We start from the raw sequence: 26,600 nt of genomic DNA on the forward strand, positions 1-26,600 counted from the left end.
TTTGACGGTGGGACGGTGTTATTTTGTTTTTAAATAGTGATGTTAATTCTTTTTAAAGAGGGTGGTTAAGTAGGTCATAAAGGTCTTCAAGTAACGATCTTTATCCACCGTTAAGGCGACCGTCACGTTGGTTGGGTCGTTAAGCCGGGCCGGGTCACCAATTGTTCGCCCGTAGTCCACACCTTCTGCTTCAACGAACATGTTGAGGTCTAAAGTAGTGACGAAGCTAGGGTCTAAGGCAACCCCGACGGCTAATGGATCGTGTAAGGCACAGCCGTGTAAATCGGGACTGGTGACTTCGTAAGCGGCAATGTAGTAATCGACGATGTCAGCGAATTTAGCGCCCGCAGTGGTCTTCAAATCACGCCATTGTTGCGTTTCGTGCTTGGTCAACAAGGTCCGTAACGTGACGTCCAATCCGACCATGGTCAAGTTTAAGTCACTGGTGAAGACGTCGTTAGCTGCTTCTGCGTCTTGGTTGATGTTAGCTTCGGCAAAATGACTGACGTTACCGGGAACTGTCAGGGCACCACCCATGAGAGTGACGTTACCGATTGTTGTCGCAATATCCGGTGCTTTTTTGAGCGCTGCGGCTAAGTTGGTTAATGGACCGGTTGGCACTAACGTGAGGTCGGCACCATACTGGTGAACGGCGTCAATTAAGAAGTCTACGCCGGACTGCGTTTCAACGGCACGTTTAGGTGTTGGCAAATCCACTTCACCAATCCCGTTTTTTCCGTGAATCTGTTGTGAAATCGCCATGACGTCGAAATGTTCAGTCGTACTGGAGTGTGGTTCACCTAGAAAGACTGGAACATCGGTTGCGCCAAGTAATTCCAAAATCCGTAAACTATTGTCGGCCGCTTGTGGAACGACCACGTTACCGTATGAACTAATGATCCCAATTAAATCAACGTCGGGAGCGCCGACCGCGTAAGCAATTGCTAGTGCGTCGTCGATCCCCGTATCCAAGTCTAAAATCATTTTGCGTTTTGCCATGAGTAACATCCTCCCTGATTAGGTATTCACCGTATCGGTGACCTTGGTAGAACTATGATTTAATTGTAAACGTTTCAGACGCCCGTGACAACGGTTGACTGCGAATTACCAAGCGGATAAAACTGGCAATTGTTCGGATTATGAAGTAAGGGAATGACTGGTCAAAATGTAATCGCTGCCTTATACTTACAGTCAAAGTAAATTGATTAATTGGCTAGGCCAATAATCAATCGGTGATGAAGGGAAGTCAGACACGTGAATTTTGAAAAAGAATATCGTTATACGGGTAAGAAAACGCTAGGGCTAACAAAATTAGCGACGACTCCGGATGAAAAGTACGCGGATGAAAAGGCCATTAAAACTGAGATTGCGAAAAATATTAAGCAATTAACGGAGTTACAGGGCAAATTGTACGCGCAGGATCGGCGTGGCGTCTTGATTATTTTTCAAGCCATGGATGCTGCGGGCAAAGATAGTATGATTGCGCACATCATGAGCGGGGTCAATCCGCAAGGCTGCCAAGTGACGTCGTTTAAACAACCAAGTAGTCGCGAACTCGCCCATGATTACCTATGGCGCATCCACGATCAAGTCCCGAAGCGGGGGATGATTGGTATTTTTAACCGGTCCTATTACGAAGACGTTTTGGTTAGCCGCGTGCACCCAGAGATTATTCTGAACGCCCATATCGGTGATATTCAAAAGCCAGAACAAGTGGACGACGCCTTCTTTGAGCAACGGTTTGAAGATTTGAAATATTTTGAAGAATACTTGCAACGTAACGGGTACCTGGTATTGAAATTCTTCCTCCACATGTCGAAAGCGGAACAGAAGCAACGGTTTATTCGCCGGATTGAAATTCCAAGTCACAATTGGAAGTTCTCAGCGGCCGATGTCCGGGAACGGAAATACTGGGATGACTACCAACGGGTCTATGAATATGCAATTACGCAAACGGCGTCAAAATCGGTGCCGTGGTATGTGATTCCGTCTGATAGTAAGTGGTACTCGCGCCTCTGCGTTTCGGAGATCATCAATCAGCGGATGGGAGAATTACCCTTAGCTTACCCATCGTTAGATGCTGACGCGCAAGATGTTTTGAAGCGGGCCCTTAATAAGTTAGATCACGAAAAGGATTAGCTGGCTTTAAATAGTTAGTTTAGATTCTTAAACAAGTTAGTCAGGTATCAAAAAAGTTCAGTTAAAGATGTTCTGATTGAAAGAGCGTCGTTTAACCGAACTTAAACTGACGTAGCATCAATTTAGTGATGCTTAGTCGTCAGGGTCATACTGCGATTGCCACGTAAAACGTGGTGATCGCTTTTTTGTAATACCAGCGTATGGTGTTGCCGCAAAACGCGTTGTTTTTGATCAGTCTGGGCCAAGTTGCTGGCTGCACGCTGATTGTGACGAACGTGTGTGGTCGCTTGCGTTGTTGTCGTAAAACGTTGAAATTGCCGATTTGAAATGGGCCGTGAAGTCATACTTATCACCATCTTTAAAATGAATTCGCGTCAAAGACAACGGGATGGCCGTTGGGAGTGGCGAACGAGGTTAATCTAACATTGTTAGCGTGGGATGGTTTAGCCGCAATAATCGTTTGTCAGGTAGTCAAACGTGAGGGCTAGCGGGTGACAGCATTTAGAAGGCGAAAGACTAATACACATTAACTACTTGTGAGTTAGTCCGGTTGCCGCTGATGACATGCGGTCGTGGGACCGGGCCTAGCCTGGAAAGCGGTCTAGGCCCTCGCCCGGAACACTTGCAAAAATCGCAATTGTCCCGGACCGTCCGTGGCCTAAGACCGGAAATTCACCGGTCAAAAGCCACCTTCACGACCGATATCATCAGTGACAACCTCCGATTATCTAAATCACAATAGTAAGATTGTTTTGAGCGCAGCCGGGTAGCCTTGGCGTGCTGTGTCGGCAAGATTGGCAGGTTTTTCTTATCTGCCAATCTTGCGGGGCGATTCGAAGACGTGGGTTATCGGCTTGGAATTGAGGGAGCAGACCGCACTTTGGCTGGGACCGTCCCCCCCCATAGCACACCAGGGCTACCCGACGGAGCGGATAATTTAGAAATGAATATTGTTACTGTTATGGTGTTGATAACGATTTTAGACTTTTCAATCTTTAATTAGGGATAAAAATAGCTACGCAAGATCAAGTTGATCTTACGCAGCTGTCGATAAAAATATGATTGTAGTTTAAGAATTCGAAGTACCGTACAAAAAAGAAACTAGTTGGGCGTCAACGGTTGGGTTGATATGGAGCATTGAGTGTTCGGTCCGCAGCGGATTGCCGTGAATGATCTTAGTTTGAACTTCAAAATGGTGAGCGGTCAATAACTCGCTAAAGGCAAGGATGCCCTTTAACTGAACTTCTCCGTCACCGGATGTTCGCCAAATTTTGCCGGCGATGTTTAGAATCTTAGTTTGTTGCGGCAAGCGTTTAAGCTGCGGCTCGGCGTCCGGATAGTTGGTGCCGATGGACACGAAGCGCTGGATGTGGGGCTGAGCGTCCTGGTGATTGGCGGTTAGGTAGTCGAATATGATGTTGCCCCCGGATGAATGGCCAACCGCATTGAATTGCCGAACGTGGTAGCGCTGATTAAGTAAGTGCATAACGGTCGCCAATTGCCGTGCTTGCCGTTTGGAATGGTGATTATCCGCAAAAACGACTTGGATAGTCGGGTTGTGCCGTAGTGGCGCGAACTGTTTAACGGAGATGTGCCCGTTTTTAGCAACGTGCACCATCAAGGCGCGGGTCATTAGGTGGGTCGCACTCAGTCGATGAACGAAACCGTTAGTCGAGAAGGCCTTCGCGTAGTCTCCAGCAACGAAGACGGTCGGAACGTTAGTTGATTGGACTTGAACGTGTTTTAATGGCGTCAAGCGCCACTGCCAATAAGCACCGCTCAGGGTGACAACGGCCGCACTGACGACTGCCATACAAGTTATGATTTTAGTGCGTCGCACACGATCACTTTCCTTTCTAAACCCATTATAAATGAAAATTGGGAATTTGGTTTTGCAAAACCTTAGTGAATCCTCTAAAATTAAGCCAACGAATAAACGATTAGGAAGTAGTGAAAGCATGAGTGCAGAATATGATTTGACCATTATTGGCGGCGGTCCCGTTGGGATGTTTGCAGCCTTTTATGCAGGGATGCGCAATGCGCGGGTCCAGTTATTAGAAAGTCTTCCAACGTTGGGTGGGCAAGTCCAAGCCCTTTACCCGGAAAAAATGATTCACGACGTTGCGGGGTACCCAGCGATTAAAGCGACCGATTTAGTTAGCCAATTGGCGAGCCAGATGAAACAGTTCCCAATTGATGTCGCGTTAAGCAGTGCGGTAGTCAATGTGAGTGGTGCGATGGGGGACTTTACCGTTACAACCGTCAACGGGACGGTTTCGCATACGAAGGCCATTATTGTCGCAACTGGGAGTGGGGCCTTTGAACCCCGGCGCTTAGCCGTTGATAATGCCGGTGACTTTGAAGGTAGCCAGCTATTTTATCATATTCCTAGTCTGGATAAGTTTAAGGACCAAACGGTGTTAGTTGCTGGTGGTGGTGATTCAGCAATCGACATGGCTTTGATGTTGGAAAAGGTAGCTAAAAAAGTGTACATCATGCACCGGCGTAATCAGTTCCGGGGCATGGAACACAGTGTTGACCTGTTGAAGGCGTCGTCCGTTGAAATCAAGACCCCATTTTTGATTAAGGCACTCGCTAAAACACCATCGGGGCAGCTTAACTTGAGCATGAAAGAAGTCCGGGGAACCGCGGAAGAAACGTTAGCCGTGGATGATTTGATCGTCAATTATGGGTTTATCGCGGATAATAAGGTCATTCGAAATTGGGACGTTGTGCCAACCATGACGAACCATTTGTTTGACGTGGATACCGAGATGAATACGGATATTCCCGGAATTACGGCCATTGGGGATACGGTGACTTATCCTGGGAAATTAGGCTTAATTGCCAGCGGCTTCGGTGAAGCGCCGAATGCGGTCAACCAGTTAATGATGCGGCTATATCCAGAACGCCGCAGTCCGTTACACAGTACGACCTTATTTGAGAAAAACGCGCACCATTAGCCTAAAAAAGGGTCCTTGTCATCAGTTAATTGCTGATGATAAGGACCCTTTTTTAGTGGAAGCGGGTAGTCCTAGAAATAACTAGTCGTTACTTGTTAGGCTAAGTTCGTTCATAAAGGTCAACAGTAACTTCGCGTAACTAGGATTTTCAGTGTTGGTCTTAGCCTCCGTCTGCATTTCATGAAGGTTGTCCGTAATAACCGCGGTGACGCCCATGAACATCATCTGATCCATTTGATCAGTATCATCGATGTCCCAAGCGTAAACAGCCTTATGGTAACGCTCAGCTTTATCCACGAAGTGATCGTTGAGCGTTGTCACTTCCATGGTGTAGCCGTTGGCGTTGGTATGTGGGAACGTTAAGTTATACGGCAAAATGTAGCTCACGAATTGTTGCTTATCCAACCGCTTCAAGTCACTCATGACGCGGTAGCTCAGCGTGTGAACTTGGTCATGGTTGGCGAGCAGCGTTTTGCCATAACGGTCAATAAAGCGTTGCGTATCCGCACGGGTGTAGACCGAACTGGTTTTAATTTCGACCAACAGCTTTTGGTGGTGCTGATGGGCGGCCTTTAGATAAGCATCAAAACTTGGAATCTTAGCTGCATAGCCGTTTTCACGAACCGTGATTTTTTCCAACTGTTTAAGTGTTAATTTTCCGGGCTTCTTTTTAATGCCCGCTAACGTTTTTAAGTTTGGATCGTGCATCACGACAAATTGATGATCCTTCGTGACTTGAACGTCCATTTCGACGTAATCGGGATGCAACTTACTCGTTTTAACGAGTGCGGGAATCGTATTTTGAACGCCGTTGCCGTCGTCGACACCCCGGTGGGAAATAATCAGTGGCTTGGTAATCGCTAGCCCGTTCAAATAGATGAGGTTAAAAGCCACCAGCAGGCCGCTAGCAAAGACTAGTCCGACGATGACGCTACTGCGTGTGAAGCGTCGCAAACGGGGCGCTTCGTTAAAGTGGAAAGGCCGTTGTCGGAGAATCGTAAAGTCTTGTCGGTAACAAGCGATGATCAGCATCATAAAGATGGCCGTCGTGTAGCAGATGATGATTTCGGTGACACTTTCCATGATGAATAAGTTAACGGTAGCCGCCGCCATGGCCCAAGCCGTTTTATCTAGTGCCAGTTGGGCGGCGTAGATAGCGGCGTAAAGTAATGAAACCACTAGCATGACCATAATTAAGATAACGAGCATGTACCAGAGGTAGCGTAGTGTTTTGTGACGCGTTTGAGACCAACTACGCGCCACGGCCGTTCGCCACGGTAACTGGTCGATGATCATCAGGGGCAACAACGTGATTAACCGAATCCCGATGTAACCGGCTCCCAGATAGAAGATTGCCAGGCCAACTGCCATCCACGGATTATCCAGTAGGTAGCTGACGATGAACGCTGGAATCTTGGCCTTGTTTAGAAGTGGGGTTGTGAAGATGAAGCTTCCAAACGGTAAGATGACAATGAAGTAGCCGATGAAAAATAGAAAGGTACTAATCGACGTATCGTGGAGACTAGAAAAGGTATCCCGAAGAACGGCGACCACGGTTTTCGGCCGTCCCCGAAAGATGTTCATGATACCAAGTAGTAGAAAAGCAAATTGCCAGTAAACTAGGATAATAATAGCGAGTAAAATAATTAGCATGCCGATTGCCGCTAACGGGTAGCGGATGATAATATGGCCAAGGTTCGTATAGGAAACGTACGTGACCCCTTGTGATTTGAGCAGTAGTTCCAGTGCCCAGTTGAAGAACGGGATTGCGAGGTAGCTGATGACTAAGTTCGTGCCAAAAATCAAAGCGACATAACTGCCCCAGTTTTTCCAAAAGCGGCGGGTACCATCCCACCAAAAACGCCAAGCGCCCATTGATTGAGCCCCCTTAAATAGATTTATTTATAGTTTAGCATTAACTACGGTTGAGCGGATTATCAATCTTAGAAGCTAGCGGCTGAAAGGTGGAAAATTAGTTATTTATAAACTTAGTCCGGCTGTCACTGATAACATGCGGTCGTGGGACCGGGTCAAGCCTGAAGAGCGTCTTGCCCCTCGCCTGAAACAGTTGCAAAGTGCGCAACTGTTTCAGACCGTCCGTGGTGTAAAGGTGGAAAAATCACCACCTCAACGCCACCATCACGACCGATGCTATCAGTGACAGCCTCCGATGATCTAATAAATATAGTCCATAATAATTAAGTACTATTCTGCTCGACGGAGCGAGCAAGGACTTAGGATAACAAAATAAAAGTCCCCCGCAGAATAAATTCCGCGAGGGACTTTCAATCTAAGGTGTTGAAATGTTTTTAGATTATTTATTTGGAACTACTGCTAGAAGTAGCTGAAGTATCGTTGTCATCAGGATTGGTAATCTTGATCCGGGTGGAATCAGTCTTCTTATGACTATCTTCTGGTGCATCCGTGCGGTACAACGATTCAGTCGACTTGTTGCCGTTCTTCGAGTAGAGGCTAGTGGAACCGTTCTTCAGATTGTTCTGAAGTTCGATTTCCTTTTCAAGGCCGTCAGCGTAGTTGTACTTCGCCGCGTCGACTTTTTTGAAGCCCTTTGGTGTGTAGAAACGCAATAAGTTCTTGTTGTTTAAGGAGTCTGAGAGGCTCAGTTCCTTATTAACTTTTTTCTGATCAGCATCGACCTGTTTTTGGACTGCTTCCGTCGCGTCGACTTGTTCACCCGTCTCGTTACTATAAATTTTATCATTTAGAACGGTGTACTTAGGTGTAACAAAGTCGCGGTTTCGGAACGCGACCGTTTGATCGTGACCCTTAGAGAATAGGTCGGTCCCAAATTGAATGTAGCGTTTGCTAGAAATTCCTAGTAAATGCAGGATGGTTGGCAAGACGTCAATTTCGCCACCGTACGTTGATTCAATTTTACCCCCGGTCGTTCCGGGAATGTTGACCATGAATGGGACCCGCTGTAACTGGGCGTTGTCGTACGAGCTCCAGTCGCTAGCTGACTTGCCTAAAATTGGCGCTAACGTTTCGTTCTCACTGTTGGAGAGACCGTAGTGATCCCCATACAAGACAATCATTGAATTCTTTAACAGGCCGGCTTTTTTCAGGTAGTTATAGAATTCGTGAACTGATTGGTCTAAGTAGTGGGCAGTTTGGAAATAGCCGTTGATGGCGGAATCACTAGTATCGGTCGTCTTAAAATCAGTATCCTCTTTATCCATCGTGAATGGGAAGTGGTTGGTGACCGTAATGTACTTAACGTAGAACGGTTGTTGCAGCCGTTCTAGGTATTCAACGGAGTTTTTGAAGAGTAACTTATCCTTCAACCCGTACCCGGTCGATTTGTCACCAGTCGTATCAAAGTAACTGGCGTCGAAGAAGTACTGATAACCCATGTTCTTATAAGTGTTATTCCGATTCCAAAAACTAGCCACGTTCCCGTGGAAAACGGCGGAGGAGTACTTGGCCCGTTGATTCAAGATTGCGGGGGCCGCCTGGAACGTATTGTCTGAGCCTAGCTGTGAGAACAGTGACCCGGTCGATAGGCCATAAGTACTCGTTTCCAACATGTTTTCGGCATCACTGGTTTTACCTTGGCCAACTTGATGGAAAAAGTTTTTAAATGAATAAGTCGAATTACTGTGGTAGAGCTTATTCAAGAATGGCGTGACTTCCTTACCATTGATTTTTTTATCAATGAGAAATTGCTGGAAGCTTTCCAAGTGAATCACGATCACGTTTTTGCCCTTGGCGATACCGTACATTTTCGCGTTCGGGGCGGCGTAGTGTGATTCCGTGAATTCTTTGACGGTGTCCAGCTCAGACTTCTTTGCGCTGGCGCGTTGGTGGTTGGTTTGCTCATCCTTGATCCCGTCGTAAATCGTGAAGGCATCAAGTCCCAAGTATTTGACAATGTAGTTACGGTCAAAAGTCCGCGTTAACAGCTGTGGACGATTGGATTCTGCAAGGGTCAGGTTCAACCCGAAGCCGGCGATGGCCACTGAAGTGAAGGCAAAAGCGGTTCGCTTGGGAATCGGTCGGTCGTTGTGTTTGATCCGATGAAAGACGAATAGGGCCAGTAGAATTAAAATATCAGCCCAATAAATGAAGTCGTACCAATTGGTCAGTGCCAGCGAGGAACCGGTTAAACCCTGATTAACTTTAGAGTAGCCGGTAATGGTACTGACGGTCATAAAGTCAGTGAATTCGCGGTAGTAGATGACGTTGGCATACAGTAAAACGGTATCTAAAGCATCGATCAATAAGAGGATGTAGTAGTAGTAACCAGTTTTACGAATGTAGAACGCTAAACTAAAGAGAAACACCGTAATAGCAATTGGATTGACTAGCATCAAGAAGACTTGCAGGATATCCGAAACGCCTAATGAAAATTCAGCTAAATACGCAAAGAGTGTTTTGGCCCAAAATAAAATAACGAGCAACCAAAAGAAACCAATCCGCGTATTGAGGTGTTGACGGAGTTTGGTAAGCATGTGTAAAGACCTCATTTGCGAGAAATTTGGATATGACTCAAATAGCAGTCATCAAATCATTTTAACATAAGTCATCACCTCGCAATCGCTAACATTTTTAAGAATGCGTTAAATGGTTAGTTGACGTTAGCACGTAAAACGGTTAAGCTCAATTTCATTACGAGGTGGGTTAAAGGTATGGAGATTAAGCAAAGTAATCAAACGAATTCGACCGTCTATGCGGATGCAATCATGATTCGTAAAGCGGTTTTTATTAAAGAACAGGGCATTGACCCTAACCTAGAATTAGATACGGTCACGTCCGCAACGTGGCACTATGTCTTATACGATGACCAAGGACGCGCCGTCGCCACGGCCCGGATGACGCCTAACGATGCGACCACGTTACATATCCAGCGGGTGGCGACCCTGAAGTCCGCGCGGGGACACGGGTACGCGGGTGCGTTGATTAAACGGATGATCAGTGATGCTAAGGCGCAAGGTTATCAGCAGCTGGAACTAGGTGCTCAAGTGACCGCCCAGCAGTTTTACGCAAAGTTAGGGTTTAAAGCAGTGGGCCCCATCTTTATGGAAGCTGGTTTGAAGCACCAAGCGATGCAGTATTCGCTATAAGTGAAGATGCAAGACGAAAATGATTACTAATTAACTACTATAGGCACCGTTAGTACCAATAAGTTTATTAAGTTTCTCGCTTCCGGTCGTCCGTGATTTCATCTGCCGTGGCGACCGGTTCATGCCAAAAAGCGGTCATGAACCTCACTTGAGAGCCGAAAAAGCGCGTCTCTCAAGGTGTCGGTGGTGTAAATCGGAAAAACACCGATTAACGCCACACTCATGGCAGATTTGTCACGGACGACCTGCAGCTATGTTGAGATTGCTATCAAACTTAACCGGTTTGTTTTAAAGCAATCTTAGCGTAGTCGGCAGAGTCAGCGAGCCATGTCGGCACTGTTAGCTGGCGGTTTTGCCAGGTTACAGTGCGGGGCGACTTGAAAGACCGTTCTTTGTCTGTAGCCGACCCTATGGCTCAAGGATTCTGCAGGCGCAGCGATGAAAAATGCTTGATTCCTAACGATAAGCGGTGCCATGGCCGCAATTAAACTAGTTCCAGTACTTTCAATCTTTAGGTTATAGAATAAAGTTAGTTAGAAGTAGAGATAGAAATAAAATTCAAAAAGTCAATCAGAAATTTTCTGGTTGGCTTTTCCATATTGCTATGGTCGAAACGTGGGCCAAAAGGCAGTTTGTTCCGCTTAACCCGAAAGTAGCGACTATTCCAAACCCAGGAATAATCGCTACTTTCACGTTAATGCTCGCAAACTAACCGTCTTTTGGCCCACTCTCTATTTTTTTGTTAACGGGCGAATTTGTTTGCAAAACTATCTAAGCAAGCCTATTGGTATACCACTGCGAACGGTTGGGTATATTGTTAACTTTGTTAAAGTAGCGGTGGTGCCGGTCTGAGGTTATTGTCGTTATGATGTTAACAAAAAGTAGTTTGGTAAATAGCGGTGAACGAGAGAATGGGGGAGTCAAAAATGCGAGTCAAATTGTTTGCAGTCCTACTTGGTCTGTTGACAGTTTTTGCGACGGTTTTAGCGTTGGGGCGTGTTGCCAGAGCGTCTGAAATTCCAACCAATGGCTTAACGGGCAGTAGTGCAGTGGTTACTGACCGACATGGGACGGTGATTTCGGATACGGGTTCGCTAAGCAAATGGGAAGATTATACGATTAAGTATGAGTGGTCCATTCGTGACGGCCAACCAATTGCGAACGGCGATACTGCAACGGTTGAATTGCCAAATGGTGCGATTGCACCGGTTGACCTAAGCTTTCCAATCGTTGACAACAACGGTCAAACAGTCGGAAATTTTGTGATCAAAGCTGGCCAGACAGCGGGGACGATTACGTTTAATGATGCGTTAGCTCATACTGGGACTAACCGGTCGGGGACGTTACAGTTTTATGCAAAGGGGACGTCGACTTCGGACGTTCACTATGATTGGACCGTCAACAAATTAGGTTGGATTAGCGGGTATGACAATAATGGGTTACCATCAAAGTTGACGTGGAACGTCGCTTTTAATCCTGAAGGCAAAGAGCTCGGCTCGGTTGTCGTTAAAGATACACTAAGCCCAAATCAGACGTTTGTGCCAGGATCAGTAATTGCTTACACTGGTGCTTATAACGACGCGGGAAACTTTGTTCAGAACGGTACCGTTACACCAGAAGTCAGTGTTAACGGCAGTGAGATTACGTTTACATTTAGTAATATCACCACTGCGGTCAACATGGTTTACAACAGCAAGTTAAGCAATGTTTCAAGTGGCAGTAGTAACTGGACTAATACGGCTTCAATGAATGGCTCAACTGTCAGTGGGAACGTTAGCTATGGTGGTAGCGGGACTGGTAACGGCGGCAACGATATTGGTGCCGGTGACCCTGTCGGCGAAGTTATTTTTAGCAAACAGGATGCTGAAACCAAGGCCAAGTTAAGTGGTGCTGAATATGAGTTACAAGATTCAGTTGGCGACGTTATACAATCCGGATTGACGACTGACGCTAATGGCGAAATCGCTATCAGTGACTTAGTACCTGGAGACTACCAGTTCGTTGAAACGAAAGCACCTACCGGTTACGAGCTTGACAGTACACCAATCAAGTTCACTATTAACGCGAAGGATACCGCGACGCCAGTCCAAGTTAGCCAAAGCGATACTAAGACACCGGTGGAACCGGAAACAGGCTCAGTCGTTTTAAATAAGACCGATGCGACTGACGGGAAAGCTTTAGCTGGTGCCGTGTATGAATTAAAGGACGCGGCTGGGACCGTTATTAAGAGCGGCCTCACGACCGATGAACAAGGCCAGTTGACGGTGGATGGTCTGACGCCTGGTGACTATCAGTTTGTTGAAACGAAAGCGCCAGCGGACTACGAGTTATCTTCCAAGCCATTACCATTTACGATCACGGCTGGGCAAACAGCATCTGTAACTGTTAAAGCAACCGATGAACCGGAAGCAAATGGCGGCGAAGAACCAGGCACACCGGAAGAGCCCGGGAAACCAGAACCTGGAAATCCTGAAGAACCAGGCACACCGGAAGAGCCAGGAAAGCCAGAACCTGGGAATCCTGAGGAACCGGGTACACCAGAAGAACCTGGAAAACCAGAACCCGGGAATCCTGAGGAACCTGGAACGCCTGAAGAACCTGGCGTAACTGAACCAGAAAAGCCAGGCACGGGTACGCCCGCACCTGAAAATCCAGGAACCCAGACGCCAACACCAGGACATCCTGGTGTCACGGCGCCAGGCTCCTCAAATCAGGGCAACGGCAGTAATGGTGGTAATTCGGCATCCAATCAAACGGGACAACCTGGAACTGGAACTAATCCGGGTACGGGTAACGGTTCTCCAATGACGACGTTACCGCAAACTAATGAGCAGCCACAACGGTTATACGCAATTCTAGGCTTAGTATTAGCCGGACTGCTAGTTGCGTTAGGTGTACATTTCTACCGCCGGCGGTCTAATTAATTTGAAGATTGTTAGGGATAAGTAAAAGTTAGAGAGCAAAAAAAGAATGGGTGGCTGCGTCTTCAAAACGCAGTCATCCATTCTTTTTAGATTACTTTGCCGTTAAAACATGGTGCTTCGTCAACCAATTTTTAAGCCCTTTAGGTGGTCGAACGGTCCAAGTGATTAGACCTGGTAATACGAGTGGTACCACGAGATTACTGATGGTGATCCCCACCAATCCCATAACGGCCCACGCGTGTAAGTTAGCGTCAGACATTAATAGTAATGGTAACAAGTAACTCAGTTCAAACAGTGTTACTGGCCAGACGGACTGACCAGATAAGTAGAAATGTCGAAGCAACTTCGCGTCATCGAAATGCTGAAGCCAGTGTTTACGATGAACGGTCATCAAGGTGAGGCTCAACCAATGGAGGCTTAACAGGCCAACGCCCCATAGGAAGACGCTGCTGCTAAGGGGACCGTTATTAAACCAAGTCGTCATGATTAACTGTGTCCAACCCCAGCTTGCGATGAGTAGTAAGGTTAACCCGGTTGTGAGCAGGGCACTTAACGTAAACGAGCTGAGCGTTAGCCAGAGACAAATCGCAATGATGGCTAAACTGAGGATGGCCCATGTCAAGCCGTGCTTTGAAATCAGCTGGTGATGAGCAGCTTGTTGACTCGTGACGCCACTAGTGGTGAACGATGCGTGGCTCAACGTTGTCGCTGATAAACCGTGCTTGATCACTTGTTTAATAGTTTTCATGGTCTTTAGACTCGTTGCGCTAGTTGGTGAAGTGCTCAGTGTAATGGTCAATTGCGTCGTGAGCTGATCGCTGCTGACGTTGGTAAAGAGACTATTTTGATAGTCGTCATTGAGATGACCATTAGCTGGCAAGTAAAAACTTTGACCAATTTGGCTGTTGGACAGTCCGGTCAGGTAAGTACTCGTGACTTTAAGTGAAGCCAGCAGTGTCTGAAGGGACTGCGTCGTTTTCTTTAAGGACTTATTGACTTTGCGAACCTTTTGATTGGCGCGCCCAGCCTGTTCAGCGACCGTATTTTGTTGGTCGACTAGGCCGTTAAGTTGGCGAGTCATGCGGCTATTTAAACGATCTAACTTATTAAATGCCCGATTGACCCGGCTAGCATGGTGAGAAGTTGACGCTGGTTCTGACAGCGTGTCGTTCAAGTCGGAAATCTGTTCCAGCAGGTCGTCATTGGTCGTGGCAACGTTATTTAGACGATCAGACAGCTTATCAACGGATTTGGCATGTTGCTTGGTTTCAGCTTGTTGTAAGGCTTGCTGGTTGGCTGCGATGGCTTTTTGAAGACCAGTGACTGTCACTTGTTTACCAGCTAAGTCGGCGTTAATCAGGGCAATCTGATTTTTAACGTAAAACGGACTGAGGCGATGACCAGTTGGTTGGGTCACTGAAACGACCCGTGCAACGTTTTTGACCACTTGAAGTTTGGTGGTCAAGGCATCTAAAGCCTGTAAGTTTGCTTGGGTGGTCACTGGTTTAGCGTTGTGAATCGTCACAATGATCGGTTCAGCGGCGCCATTGCCAAAATGAGCAGTCAGAATTTGCTGACCTAGTTCTGCAGATGAGAGTTGATCTTGATGGGTCGGCCGTAAATTGTCGTCCGCATATTGGACTTTAGCCATTAATAATCCGGGTACAATCAAAATTGCAGCGGCGAGTAAGCCGAGGATTGGCTGCCAATGGCTAAGGCGGGCAAATTGGCCCCATAGGTTTTTAGCACGTGGCCGCCAAGCGCGGGTCCCTGGCCAGTAAATACTTTCACCGAGTAAAGCCGTAAAAGCATAGTTGAGGGTCGGCGTCGCTAAAGCAGCCATGACCAGTGTGATGGCGATTGTCCAAGCTGACGCTAGCGAGAGCCAACTTGTCTGTCCGAGAACGAGGGCGAGAATAGCTAGTGGTAATAGGACAACTAGCCAACGTTTATATTGGATCGACATGGTTGCCAGGCTGACTTTGTCGCCATCGGCAAGCACGTCCTCAGCCCAGTAGTCGCGCATAAAGGACCAGGTCAGTAGGCTGGTGACTAGAAAGCTGACCAGACCAATTAGGACGACACTTTCGGTTGAAAATGGCAGGTGCCAAGTGGTTTGTGCGTTAGTCACCAGGCTCATTGACGTGATCAAAACGATCACTTGTGTTAATAAATTAATGAGGGGAACCAGTAGTGAGCGGAAGATAAAGCCTAATACTAGTAGCATCACCGCACTACCAATGAGGTAGGCACTGATGACTTCGCGGACGCGCTGTCTAGTGTGCGCGCGTGCAACCAATTGCGGATTGGTTACGGCCGTATTGAGCCCTGAAACGGCGATGGCATTATTGATCTGTTCAGCAACGATTGGTAAATTTTCTGCGCTCGACTTAACTGCGGCGACGGCAATCTCGGTTGAACCGTCACTGGCGGTCAGTAACTTTTTATCATTCGTCATCATCTGATTCGTACGTAACTGCTTGATGCCGTAATAGTCCGCTTTTAAATTAAGGTTAGAAAGTGTTTGGCTGACTTGGGATTTCTGATAAGCCGTTAGTTTGCCGCCGGGATTATTAAAGACTAGGGTCAGTGATTGCGTGTTCGCTAGACCGTGTCCCCAGCGTAATTGCTGTTTACTAGTCGTTCCCGATTGAGTCGTGCGAACTTCTTGATGGGTCAAAAATGATTCGAGATTTGGTAGAACTGCAATGCTTGCGAACACTGCAATAATCCAGAAAAATAAAAATAAAAATTTAGGCTTTAATAACCTTCGCATTCGTCCTGATTCTCCCACAATATATTTACTATTATTAAGATAATCTTACCATATTGAACGGGGATTTGAGTGGTTGGTTTAGTGGCCGGGACTAATTCCAGTAATTTAATCCGAATTATGCTATTCTAAAACGCTATTAGGTTTAATCAAGCTAAAATAATTGCTTGTAATTGGTTATGTTTGAGTTAGACCAATCAACTTACAAATTCAAGGAGGAACTTTAAATGGATTATTCTGCACTGATGGGGCCGGATCGGTATGATTTGGCCGTCTCGTTGGCAAGCCAGTACCACATGGATCCAAGTCAGGTTTTATTTGGTTATCTACAAGTTGTTAGTCGGGTCACTGGTGATCAAAAAATGACGAAGGCGGATTTAGAAGATTCCCGCGTTCGCCAAGCGATTAATACCGAATTTGACCACTTCTTGAAGCAACGACACTAGTCGGCCCGGTAAATGAATGGGACGTGCCAAGTCGTACTCATGGTTTTCGTCAATGGAATGGTACGAACCTGAGTTGAACGACGGGGCATAAAGTGATAGGTCATTGCCTGCAAGTCGATCATACTACGGTAATGGGTGTAATTATGACTGAGAGATTCCCGTTCTGGAATGTAGGGCAGGCTAACTTCCGCTAACCAGGAAAGTAAGGTTGGTTTGACTTGTTCTGGCGTGAGGGTGGCGGTCCCTAAGCAATGAATCGCTGTTCGAATGAAGCGGTCCGTCGGGAGTGACCCAGTTGGCAGGGGACGTTGTTGCTTTAACCAAGTTTTGGCGGCGCTGACGGTGGTACTTGAAAACTGAGGCCCAGCAACACCTAAGTAGCGGTTCAAATTAGCTAAATGGCGCGCAAGCACGGGTGTGTTGGTTAATACGCCACTGGGGTTAACTTGTGCTGTGAGTGGTTGGGTAGTCGGTTCAATCACGACGCTGTGGCCACTGCGATCGCAAAGCGACCAGTGGAAGGGATAAACTTGGTCGTCGCCACCCCAAAGTTGGGCGACCAAAGTGACGTTGGCAAGGTCGGCTAAGACTTCGTTGACGCTAGTATGTTCACCAAGAACCCAGTTAATAAATCCTTGTGGGGTTAAGTTAACGGTCCCTGGACGTTCATCCGGGTGGTAATGGACGGCGTGGGGCAAGTACAACTCGGCGCAGGCTAGACCGGTTTCGTTAACACCGTCAGCCATTAAGCAACTGGCAAAGTTTTGCGGTAACCGGCCGCCACCTAAGATGGCATAGCGCGTTTGACGGGTCGTTTTTAAACCAGTGGGCCAGGAATAACCGCGGGGCAAAAAAATCGGTCGCCAAGGCGTGGTGGTGGGAAAATCCATTGTCCGGGCAAAGTACGGCCGACCCGTCGTATCCGTATAAGTTAGGCTAGTGCACATCGGATTCCCTCGCTTTCTTGTTTGCCTTTAGTATACGCCGGGTGGCCCCAAGTCTAGGCTAATTGACATTAGTAATTTATAATTAAATTAACTCATTGTTTTCTAATCTTTAAAATCGTGCTATAATAATGTTTCAATAACTATCAAAGCGAGGTCTTCATTGTGAGTGGATATAACGTCGCGATTGTCGGTGCAACCGGTGCAGTTGGTGCACGGATGATCAAAATGGTGGAACAAACAAGTTTACCAGTCAATTCGGTTAAGCTATTGGCATCAAGTCGTTCAGCAGGGAAACAATTGCAATTCAACGGTCAACCTTTAACTGTTGAAGAAACGGTTCCCGAATCATTTGAAGGAATTGATTTGGCCCTTTTCTCAGCGGGTGGTTCCGTATCGAAAAAGTTTGCCCCAGAAGCTGTTAAACGGGGTGCGGTAGTTGTTGATAATACCAGTGCTTTCCGGATGGATCCGAAAATTCCATTGGTCGTTCCTGAAGTTAACCCAGAAGCATTAAAGGCACACCACGGTATCGTGGCTAACCCGAACTGCTCAACGATCCAAATGGTGGTTGCTCTCGAACCGATTCGCAAGGCCTTTGGGCTAAAACGCGTCATTGTCTCAACTTATCAAGCTGTTAGTGGTGCCGGGAACCGGGCCTTAAAGGAATTGCGCGATGAAACGCAAGCTTACCTTGATGGCAAGGATATGGAAGCACATATCTTACCAGTTTCTGGTGACAAGAAACACTACCCAATTGCTTTTAACGCGCTACCACAAATCGACGTGTTTGAAGAAGATGGCTACACTCATGAAGAGTGGAAGATGATTCACGAAACCAAAAAGATCATGTCAGGTGATATGGATAGTAAAGACATCAAAGTAACCGCTACTTGTGTACGGATTCCCGTTCCCGTAGCCCATTCAGAATCAATTTACTTTGAAGTTGAAGATCCTAAGGCAACGGTCAAAGACATCCAAGATGTTTTGGCAAAAGCTCCGGGCATCGTATTAAAAGACGATCCTGATCATCAAATTTATCCACAAGCTCACGACGCTGAAGGTTCCCGCGATACTTTCGTCGGTCGGATTCGTCCAGACCAAGAAACACCGCAAGCCTTCCAGATGTGGGATGTTTCAGACAACATGTTAAAGGGTGCCGCATGGAACTCTGTACAAATTGCCGAAACGATGGAAAAGATGGGCTTATTACATATGCAATAAGCTTAATAGAACCAGTAACTCAATTCGTGAGTTGCTGGTTTTTTAGTCATAAACTAAAGATACTAAGCTTAAGGATTGGTTACTGTTGTATTAGTATCTAGAACAATAAAAATTTGCTACTTGTGAACTATTCCGGTTGCCACTGATGACATGCGGTCGTGGGACCGGAGCTAGCCTGAGGAGCGGTCTAGCCCCTCGCCCGGAATACTTGCAAAAGTCGCAATTGTTCCGGACCATCCGTGGTCAAAGGCCACCTTCACGACCGATGCTATCAGCGACAACCTCAGATGGTTCCAACAATAAGACTGCTTTTTGTGTCGGTCCCAATCGACAGAGTAATTAAGCGAAAGTGTAATGTTACGGTCCAGTTTTAAATATTGAAAGTCGAAGCGGATATATTATTCAAGATGACTGGTAATTTATGAAATGCTATAATGTAATCGCATTCAAACGAAATTAAGAGGAGTATACGTAAATGAATAAAAGATTGGGTAGTATTGAAGCCGGCGGAACCAAGTTTGTGGTAGCGGTCGCAGACGAAACGATGCAGACACAGGAGCGTGCTCGCATTGCGACGACGACGCCTGAAGAAACTTTAGGAAAATGTGTGGCGTTTTTTGAATCTCACCCCGTCGACGCGTTAGGAATTGGGTCGTTTGGTCCGATTGATATTCGCAAGGATTCAGCAACGTACGGTCACGTCCTTGCCACACCTAAAAAGGGATGGGAAGGTGCAGACATTGTGGGAACGTTGAAAGCCGCTCTGAACGTGCCGATTGCATTTACCACTGACGTTAACGCGTCAGCTTATGGTGAATATCGTTTTGGTGCCGGTGAAACCAATCATTCGTTAGTTTATTTCACGATTGGAACTGGAATTGGTGGCGGTGCCATTCAGGATGGTCACTTCATTGGTGGACGGGCTCACTCGGAAATGGGGCACACGATGGTCGTGGCGCACCCAGATGATCACTTTGAAGGGGCTTGCCCGTTCCATGGTAACCGTTGTTTTGAAGGAATGGCTGCCGGCCCAGCGATTGAAAAAAGAACTGGTCAACGTGGTGAAGATTTGTCACGGGATAACGTGGTGTTTGATTATGTCAGTTACTACGCTGCACAGTTGGTCTTTAACACTTACTTGAATTTTGCGCCCGAAAAGATTGTATTTGGGGGCTCCGTGTTAAGCGATGCTGAAATGCCTAAAATCCGCAAATACGTGGAACAGTTGAATAATAACTACGTTGCGTTACCGGATCTAGATGATCTGATTGTGCGGTCACAAGTGCCAAATAACGGCTCAGCCACGGTCGGGGACTATGCCATGGCGGCAGATTTACTGAAATAAATTAAAACTAAAACAGGGAACGAAGGTCATGACAATAATGACTTTCGTTCCCTGTTTTAGTTTAATAGCGTTCAAACAAGCCGCTATTGGCACTTTGAAATGAATTAATGATGGTGTCACTATTCAGCTTGCGTTGTTTTAAATTCTTGTCATTGGAGATTAGTTCGGCGATTAGAATATCAGTTACGAAGGAAAACATCAGTGAGTTAGAAAAGATGAGTGGGTTATGCGCCAACATATGATCAGGCACAATAAGTTTTACGTCGACGGAGTCATTAACTTCCGTACTATCGTTACCGGAAATCAATACAACGTTTGCATTGTGTTCCTTAGCGGTCGTAATGAATGAAATCACGTCGCGACTGGCCACTGATGGCACGATTGCAATGACAATGGAGTTCTTATCCATGTTAGCCATACCAAGTTGGACTTCAAGCATTTCCGTATAAACTCTAACGTTCATACCTAATTGTCGTAGCTTAAACGAAAATTCCTGCGCCACAAAAGACGTGGTATAGAGTGCAATTACGTGAACCACGGTGGCAGCTTTGATGAGCTTAGTTGCTTTTTGAATGGTGTTCATTTCTAACATGGCAGAGGTGTTCATAATCATTGAACGGTAATCGCTCGACATCTCTTCAATCGTGTTGCTTTCATGAGTTGCGGACTGCGTGGTTTGTTCACGTTGAAAGTTACTTTGTGCTAAAGCGACTTTAAAGCTATTAAATCCCTTATAACCGATTTTTTTACAAAAGCGATTAATACTTGCTTCGGATGTATTGATTTTTTTAGCTAATTCCGTAATGGTACTCGTAATAACGGACTCGGGTTCACGTGTCACAAACTGCGCAATGTCATTCTCGCTGACAGTGAAACTCGATTGCAACGACAAGATTTTCATAATTACTGCAGATTGCATCGTATTCATTCCCTTAATTTGTTGATGAAGTATTTTAAATTCCCTTTATACCGGCGTTTATCTTACATATTGTACTCCTAAACAAGGGCAATCTCAATCGAGGATGTTTGTAAAAAGTTCTCAAAAAATCAGAAACTGTCAGAAAAACTAAAAAAAATATTCAAAAACGTTGACATAAATTGAAAGTGTTGTATATTAAGATTGTGAAAGCGCTAACACAATCAAACTTTGGAGGCTCAGCGATGCTTAAGATTAATAAAGAAGAAAGCCATTATAACGTTGTTGTTATGGGTGGTGGTGTGTCCGGCGTCTGTGCAGCAATTGCCGCTGCACGCAATGGTGCGAAAGTATTAATTATTGATCAGCACGGCTACTTTGGTGGGTCATTGACTGCCATGGGAGTTGGTCCCATGATGACGTTTTTTGCGGGTGAAAAGCAAGTAATCAAAGGTATCGGTCAAGAAATCGTTGATCGATTGGTTGCAGGACATTATTCACCGGGACATGTGCTAGATTCAACAAACTATATTTCTTACGTGACACCGTTTGATGCTGAAGGGTTGAAATACGTTTTGGATCAAATGGTGACGGAAGCAGGATGTGACGTTTTATTTCACTCCTACTTAACGGGCTCGGAGCAGCAAGATAATGAAATTACCAAACTATACGTGACCAATAAAGATGGTGTATCAGCAATTACTGCGGATGTTTTTATTGATGCGACTGGGGATGCCGACTTGGCGACCATGAGCGGTGTCCCATTCCAGTATGGTCGTGAGAGTGACCACGCAGCGCAACCATTAACAATGAATTTGAAAATTTATGGCGTTGATACTGAGCAACTCCGGGCGACGGTGCTAAAAGATCCAGTACGCTTCCCACGACTTAATCGTGATTTGAAAGTCATGAAACACGTGCACAATTTGTCCTTTATTGGGTTCAACGATGAATTCAAAAAGGCTAAAGCAAACGGCGAGATTTCAATTCCCCGTGAGGACATTCTCTTCTTTGAAACGAATAATCCTGGCGAATTTATTTTAAATACGACCCGGATTATTAATGAAAATGGGGTTGATGCCAAGAGTTTAACGCATGCAGAAATGGTTGGCCGGAAACAGTGTCAGGAATTATATCAATTTTTGGTTCGTCATATTCCGGGCTTCCAAAATGCTAAGATTGCCTATTCTGGACCAAGTGTGGGAATTCGGGGATCGCGGCAAATTAAAGGACGCTACGTTTTGACCGGGGATGACGTTCTTCAAAGTAAGAAGTTTACTTCGACGATTGCACATAATGGTTATCCGATTGATATTCATAATCCTAAAGGGGAAGGAACATCATCTGTACACGCCAAGACGGCTAGTGAGATGACTAGTCAGACTTTTGATCGTAAAGTCATGGACAGTTATTACCAGATTCCCTATGAAATTATGGTGACTAATGAATTTAACAACTTATTAGTGACGGGACGGTGTGTTTCCGCAAGTTTTGAAGCCCAAGCAGCGATTCGGACCACACCAACGATGACGGCGTTAGGCCAAGCTTGTGGAACTGCGGCTGCTCAAGCTGTTCAACACGGACAGTCTGTTCAGACGATTGATACGGAAGAATTACAAACAACGTTAATTGCACAAGGCAGTTATATCGAAAAATAAATTTTTGGGAGGGTACTATGGAAACTGTACAAGTTATCGGCATTCTTGCCGTGTTTGCCATCATGGTTGCGTTGATGATGGCCAGAAAATTACCGACTTTGCTCGCCTTGCCAATCATGGCAATTATTATGGCACTGATTGCTGGAGTCCCAGTTATTTCAGGCGATGAAAAAATATATACCATTGCCAAAGATGTGTTGGAACTCGGATCAATGCGAATGTCCACGGCTATTTCAGGTTTGATCTTTGGGTCAATTTTTGGGAAAGTTTTGAGTAAAATTGGTGTTACGGAAGCGATTATCAAAAAAGCCGCAGAATTGGCCGGTGATCGAACATTAGCAATTTCATTAGGATTTCTAGCAGTTTGTTCTATTATCTTTGCCGCAAGTAATGGTTTAGGAATGGTCATCTTAGTTGGGACCATTATTATTCCAATTATGATTTCAGCAGGGCTAACACCTACGCTTGCAGGGATTATCTTATTACTAGCAAACGGGATTGGGGTTACTTTCTCAGTTTCAACTTTAGCAGTTTATATTGATGTTCTGAAATTACCACTCGCAACGGTTACTAAATGGTCTTGGATCTGTGGGATTCCACTCATCATCGTTGCTATTTTAATGATTGTCTTCTTCGTTAAATTTTCCGGCAAAAAGCGTCGTGCATGGGCAATGCCAAACGGTAACATGGGTGGTGGCGCAAAGCAAGTTCGTTCAATTGCTTTAATTGCACCAATCGTTCCGGTTGTTCTCGTGTTTGCATTTAAGATGCCATTAGTTATTTCTATTATTATCGGGATTATTGCAGCGTTAATTTTGAGCACACCCAAGAAGCCAGTTCACGTTGTCAGCAGTGCCGCTGTTGAAGGAATTCAAGATGTTGCGGGTGCGATTGGTTTGATGATGGGAATTGGGATGTTATTGAATAGTGTCATGGCGCCTCAAGTTGCCGCTATCTTAAAGCCAGCTATTCAATTAATCGTGCCACAAAATCAATTGATGTTTATTCTGATTTTTGGATTGTTATCACCATTAGCCATTTACCGTGGACCATTAAACGTTTGGGGATTAGGTTCAGGAATCTTAACTTTGTTAGTTGCCGGTGGAATGAATCCAATTGCCGCAATGGTTGCCTTACGTTTAGACAGTAACGTTCAAGCAGTTTGTGATCCAACTAACTCACAAAACGTCTGGGTTGCTGATTTTACCAAGACGGATGTCAATGATATTTTGAAGAAAACGTTGTTCTGGTTAGCAGCTTCAACCTTTGTTGGATTGATTGTTGCGTCATTTATGCTTTATTAGTAAAGGGTGATCTTGATGGGTAGAAAAGTTAGAATTGGAATTGATGTTGGTGGGACGTTTACAGATGCCGTTGCCATTGATGATGAGACTTATGAAATCGTTAACAAAATTAAAATTCCGACGACACATGAAGAAGGGGTTGCCGTTGGGATTGTCCGAATTATTAAGGAGCTTCTAGAAAAAGGGCATATTGCACCTGAAGACGTTGTTTTTATTGCTCATGGGACGACCCAAGCTACCAACGCATTGTTGGAAGGGGACGTTGCGAGTGTAGGAATTATCGGTATGGGAACTGGATTAGATGGTAAAGGTGCCCAAAAAGAAACCAAAGTGCCACCAATTGAATTAGCACCTAAAAAGTTTCTCAAAACGGAGAGTCGGTTCCTTGATTCTGGCAAGTTGACTGAACAACTTGTTTCGGACACGATTGATGATTTAAAGAAAGACAATTGTGAAGTTATGGTGGCGAGTGAAGCGTACAGTGTCGATGACCCAACTAATGAATTAGCGGTAATCGATGTTGCACAAAAAAAGGGCTTGTATGCCACTGGTGGGCATGAAATCTCAGAATTATACGGACTGAAAATGCGGACAAGGACGGCGGTTATCAACGCCTCGTTGATCCCTAAGATGATGCAAACTGCCAACATGACGGAACAGGCGGTCGTTGACACAAACATTAAAAGTAACTTGATGATTATGCGTTGTGATGGCGGTGTCATGAGTATCAATGAAGTTCGTAAACGGCCAATCTTGACGATGCTTTCAGGACTAGCAGCGGGGGTTGCCGGTGCACTGATGTACGAAAAGGTGAGTGACGGGATCTTCTTCGAAGTTGGTGGGACCAGTGTGGACATTTCCGTTATAAAAAATGGGAAAGTCATGATCAAATACGCACAGGTCGGTGGACATAAGACTTATCTGCGTTCACTAGACGTGCGGACGCTAGGTGTCGCAGGTGGTAGTATGGTTCGAATTACGGATGGTAAAATTGTGGACGTTGGGCCGCGAAGTGCGCACATTGCGAACTTAGACTATGAATGCTTTACACCGGCTGATAAGTTCAGTCATCCGACGGTGGAATACGTTTCACCACGTCCAAGTGACCCGGCGGAATACGCCGTTGTTAAAACGGATGAGGGCGTATATTCGTACACCCTTGCTGGTGCGGCTAATTTATTAGGCTATGTACCGGATGAAGATTACGCACATGGTATCGATGAAAGTAATGCGATTGCGTGGGAAGCATTAGGTCAACATTTAGGAATCACGGGCAAGGAAGCAGCTCGTCAAGTTGTTGATCGGGCCATTGCGAAGTTATCACCAACTATTCAAGATTTGATTGCGGATTACGATCTTGACCCTCACATGGTGACCTTTATTGGTGGCGGGGGAAGTGCATCGATTGTGACGCCGCCATTAGCAGAAGCGTTTAAGAATAAGTTCAAAATTGCAAAAAATGCGCCGTACATCTCGACGATTGGGGTCGCATTAGCAATGGTGCGTGAACAAATTGAACGGTCGTTGACTAACCCAACCGACCAAGATATTAAGCAAATTCGGGCGGATGTTATCGAAAAGATTACCCAATCTGGTGCCAATGAAGATACCGTTGATGTAAACATTGAAATTGATGCACAACATAACGTTGTACGGGCGGTAGCAACTGGTGCAACTGAACTGCGGCAAAAGAACTTCAGTGAAACGGCTTTGGATGAACAACAGTACCGCGAATTAGCAGCTAATGCACTGGGCGCTGATATCAATAGTGTTGGTTTAGATAGTGAAACAGGACGTTGGAAACTGCTAAACGCAACGACTGTTAGTGGAATGTTGTTCTTTAAACGTAAAAAGACCGATAGCTGTGTCATTGACCGTGAAGGCGTGATTCGTTTTAAACAGAAGAACACGTTTACGTTGCACTGTAAGAAGAATGAAGTCGATGATGCACTGGTCCCATTTATTGATGACCACACGACGTACTCGGACGCAAATGCGACCATCCCAAAAGTCTTCTTATTCTATAAAGAAAAGATGCTAGACTTAACGGGGATGCAGACGATTGAGCAATTAATGTCAATTGTTGATGTAGAGTTGGAAATGGTAAAGGACGATGATCACCTCATCGCCGTTGCCTATAAATAGCTTAACTTTAGGAGGAACTAATGGCATATTCAGATGAATTTTTGGGATATTTAGAGCTTAAACAGGATTTGCTTTTTAATAAGATTCCCCCTGAAGCACGTGGAAGTTATATTACCCAGGCACTGGAAATTGGTCAGAAAGCTGCCTCACAAGTATCGACCGCATCAATTACTCGTTTGTATGAGCAGGCGAATATTAAAATTGTTAAGGTCGAAAAGTCCGGTCAGCTCTTTAAAACTAAACTACGGGCACAGTTCGAAGAGGGGCCTGACCATACAGCAAAAGTGACTTATTACAAAGAATCGATTGAAAATTTGGCGCGTTCGGGTGGTTTATCTTATGATCAAGCGTTGAAGATTCACTTAGCACATGAGTTTTTTCACTATTGGGAAATGGAAAAGGCCACGCCCGTTAATGAACAGCTTGCCAAGGTAAAATTAACGAAAGTATTTGGTTGGCAACGCTACGGGACAATCTTACGGACAAGTGAAATTGCGGCCAATGCGTTTGCAAAAACTTTTCTCAAGTTACCTTTTCTACCTAATTTGTATGACTATAAGTACTTGGTTACGACAAAAGAGCTGCCAGCAGATTGGTTAACGCAAGCATATACGGCTTACCAAGATGAAGTGGGCGAGAATTAAAATAAGTAATCAAGTAAATTTAGAAACCAGTTGCCGATGACGTGATTGGTTTCTTTTTTTGAAAAATCATTAGGACATTTAAGGAGTGATG

General features: G+C 45.5%; 19 protein-coding genes. 11 read left to right on the plus strand and 8 right to left on the minus strand.

The window, feature by feature from the left end; all coding sequences use genetic code 11:
- Positions 1 to 42: 42 nt before the first annotated feature.
- Entirely contained in the window at positions 43 to 999 is a 957-nt protein-coding gene (locus AAA939_RS02330) for a nucleoside hydrolase (protein WP_338208706.1), read from the minus strand.
- A gap of 255 nt (positions 1,000 to 1,254) precedes the next feature.
- On the opposite strand from AAA939_RS02330, the gene AAA939_RS02335 reads away from it, so the two are divergent.
- The gene (locus AAA939_RS02335; protein WP_338208708.1) at positions 1,255 to 2,139 is read left to right on the plus strand and encodes a polyphosphate kinase 2 family protein; all 885 of its coding nucleotides are present in this window, start codon (positions 1,255 to 1,257) and stop codon (positions 2,137 to 2,139) included.
- Between the two features lie 122 nt (positions 2,140 to 2,261).
- Here AAA939_RS02335 and AAA939_RS02340 read toward each other — a convergent pair whose 3' ends face one another.
- Positions 2,262 to 2,483, minus strand: coding sequence for a hypothetical protein (locus AAA939_RS02340; protein WP_057707953.1), 222 nt, complete (start codon positions 2,481 to 2,483; stop codon positions 2,262 to 2,264).
- A gap of 725 nt (positions 2,484 to 3,208) precedes the next feature.
- On the minus strand, positions 3,209 to 3,979 hold the full coding sequence (locus AAA939_RS02345) for an alpha/beta hydrolase (protein WP_338225913.1): 771 nt from the start codon (positions 3,977 to 3,979) through the stop codon (positions 3,209 to 3,211).
- A gap of 118 nt (positions 3,980 to 4,097) precedes the next feature.
- Here AAA939_RS02345 and AAA939_RS02350 point away from each other — a divergent pair, with 118 nt between their 5' ends.
- Positions 4,098 to 5,102, plus strand: a complete 1,005-nt coding sequence (locus tag AAA939_RS02350) for an NAD(P)/FAD-dependent oxidoreductase (protein WP_338208711.1) — start codon at positions 4,098 to 4,100, stop codon at positions 5,100 to 5,102.
- A gap of 81 nt (positions 5,103 to 5,183) precedes the next feature.
- Here AAA939_RS02350 and AAA939_RS02355 read toward each other — a convergent pair whose 3' ends face one another.
- Together AAA939_RS02355 and AAA939_RS02360 are read right to left on the minus strand one after the other, a co-directional pair.
- On the minus strand, positions 5,184 to 6,977 hold the full coding sequence (locus tag AAA939_RS02355) for a glycerophosphoryl diester phosphodiesterase membrane domain-containing protein (protein ID WP_338208713.1): 1,794 nt from the start codon (positions 6,975 to 6,977) through the stop codon (positions 5,184 to 5,186).
- Positions 6,978 to 7,420: 443 nt separating this feature from the next.
- Positions 7,421 to 9,574 carry an LTA synthase family protein gene (locus AAA939_RS02360; RefSeq protein ID WP_338230440.1) on the minus strand — a complete coding sequence of 718 codons (2,154 nt, stop codon included), beginning with the start codon at positions 9,572 to 9,574 and terminating at the stop codon, positions 7,421 to 7,423.
- 177 nt (positions 9,575 to 9,751) lie between these two features.
- On the opposite strand from AAA939_RS02360, the gene AAA939_RS02365 reads away from it, so the two are divergent.
- Positions 9,752 to 10,186 (plus strand): GNAT family N-acetyltransferase, encoded by a 435-nt coding sequence (locus AAA939_RS02365; protein ID WP_338208717.1) that lies wholly within the window; start codon positions 9,752 to 9,754, stop codon positions 10,184 to 10,186.
- A 926-nt stretch (positions 10,187 to 11,112) separates the two neighbouring features.
- Complete coding sequence (locus tag AAA939_RS02370; protein ID WP_338230442.1) at positions 11,113 to 13,110, plus strand: SpaA isopeptide-forming pilin-related protein; 1,998 nt, start codon at positions 11,113 to 11,115, stop codon at positions 13,108 to 13,110.
- Positions 13,111 to 13,201: 91 nt separating this feature from the next.
- Here the strand turns inward: AAA939_RS02370 and AAA939_RS02375 are convergent, their stop codons facing one another.
- Positions 13,202 to 15,886 carry an MMPL family transporter gene (locus AAA939_RS02375; protein WP_338230444.1) on the minus strand — a complete coding sequence of 895 codons (2,685 nt, stop codon included), beginning with the start codon at positions 15,884 to 15,886 and terminating at the stop codon, positions 13,202 to 13,204.
- A 224-nt stretch (positions 15,887 to 16,110) separates the two neighbouring features.
- Between AAA939_RS02375 and AAA939_RS02380 the strand changes: the two genes are divergently transcribed.
- A complete protein-coding gene (locus AAA939_RS02380; RefSeq protein ID WP_338208722.1) occupies positions 16,111 to 16,329 on the plus strand; it encodes a hypothetical protein in 219 nt (72 codons plus the stop codon).
- Here AAA939_RS02380 and AAA939_RS02385 read toward each other — a convergent pair.
- On the minus strand, positions 16,326 to 17,276 hold the full coding sequence (locus tag AAA939_RS02385) for a linear amide C-N hydrolase (RefSeq protein WP_338208724.1): 951 nt from the start codon (positions 17,274 to 17,276) through the stop codon (positions 16,326 to 16,328). The two genes, AAA939_RS02380 and AAA939_RS02385, sit on opposite strands and share 4 nt — an antisense overlap.
- Before the next feature lie 162 nt (positions 17,277 to 17,438).
- On the opposite strand from AAA939_RS02385, the gene AAA939_RS02390 reads away from it, so the two are divergent.
- Positions 17,439 to 18,497 (plus strand): aspartate-semialdehyde dehydrogenase, encoded by a 1,059-nt coding sequence (locus AAA939_RS02390; protein WP_338208726.1) that lies wholly within the window; start codon positions 17,439 to 17,441, stop codon positions 18,495 to 18,497.
- A gap of 475 nt (positions 18,498 to 18,972) precedes the next feature.
- Positions 18,973 to 19,842, plus strand: coding sequence for an ROK family protein (locus AAA939_RS02395; protein WP_338208728.1), 870 nt, complete (start codon positions 18,973 to 18,975; stop codon positions 19,840 to 19,842).
- 61 nt (positions 19,843 to 19,903) lie between these two features.
- Here the strand turns inward: AAA939_RS02395 and AAA939_RS02400 are convergent, their stop codons facing one another.
- Positions 19,904 to 20,761 carry a MurR/RpiR family transcriptional regulator gene (locus AAA939_RS02400; RefSeq protein ID WP_338208730.1) on the minus strand — a complete coding sequence of 286 codons (858 nt, stop codon included), beginning with the start codon at positions 20,759 to 20,761 and terminating at the stop codon, positions 19,904 to 19,906.
- Positions 20,762 to 21,003: 242 nt separating this feature from the next.
- Here AAA939_RS02400 and AAA939_RS02405 point away from each other — a divergent pair, with 242 nt between their 5' ends.
- From AAA939_RS02405 to AAA939_RS02420, 4 genes are read left to right on the plus strand one after another with little or no spacing between them, the layout of a single operon-like run.
- A complete protein-coding gene (locus tag AAA939_RS02405; RefSeq protein WP_338208732.1) occupies positions 21,004 to 22,416 on the plus strand; it encodes an FAD-dependent oxidoreductase in 1,413 nt (470 codons plus the stop codon).
- Between the two features lie 17 nt (positions 22,417 to 22,433).
- Positions 22,434 to 23,720, plus strand: coding sequence for a citrate transporter (locus AAA939_RS02410; RefSeq protein WP_338208734.1), 1,287 nt, complete (start codon positions 22,434 to 22,436; stop codon positions 23,718 to 23,720).
- Positions 23,721 to 23,735: 15 nt separating this feature from the next.
- Positions 23,736 to 25,865: a hydantoinase/oxoprolinase family protein gene (locus tag AAA939_RS02415; RefSeq protein WP_338208736.1), complete on the plus strand. Its 2,130-nt coding sequence runs from the start codon at positions 23,736 to 23,738 to the stop codon at positions 25,863 to 25,865.
- 20 nt (positions 25,866 to 25,885) lie between these two features.
- Positions 25,886 to 26,509 carry a hypothetical protein gene (locus tag AAA939_RS02420; RefSeq protein ID WP_338208737.1) on the plus strand — a complete coding sequence of 208 codons (624 nt, stop codon included), beginning with the start codon at positions 25,886 to 25,888 and terminating at the stop codon, positions 26,507 to 26,509.
- Positions 26,510 to 26,600 lie beyond the last annotated feature (91 nt).

Source organism: Lactiplantibacillus paraxiangfangensis (assembly GCF_036246185.1).
Taxonomy (GTDB): domain Bacteria; phylum Bacillota; class Bacilli; order Lactobacillales; family Lactobacillaceae; genus Lactiplantibacillus; species Lactiplantibacillus paraxiangfangensis.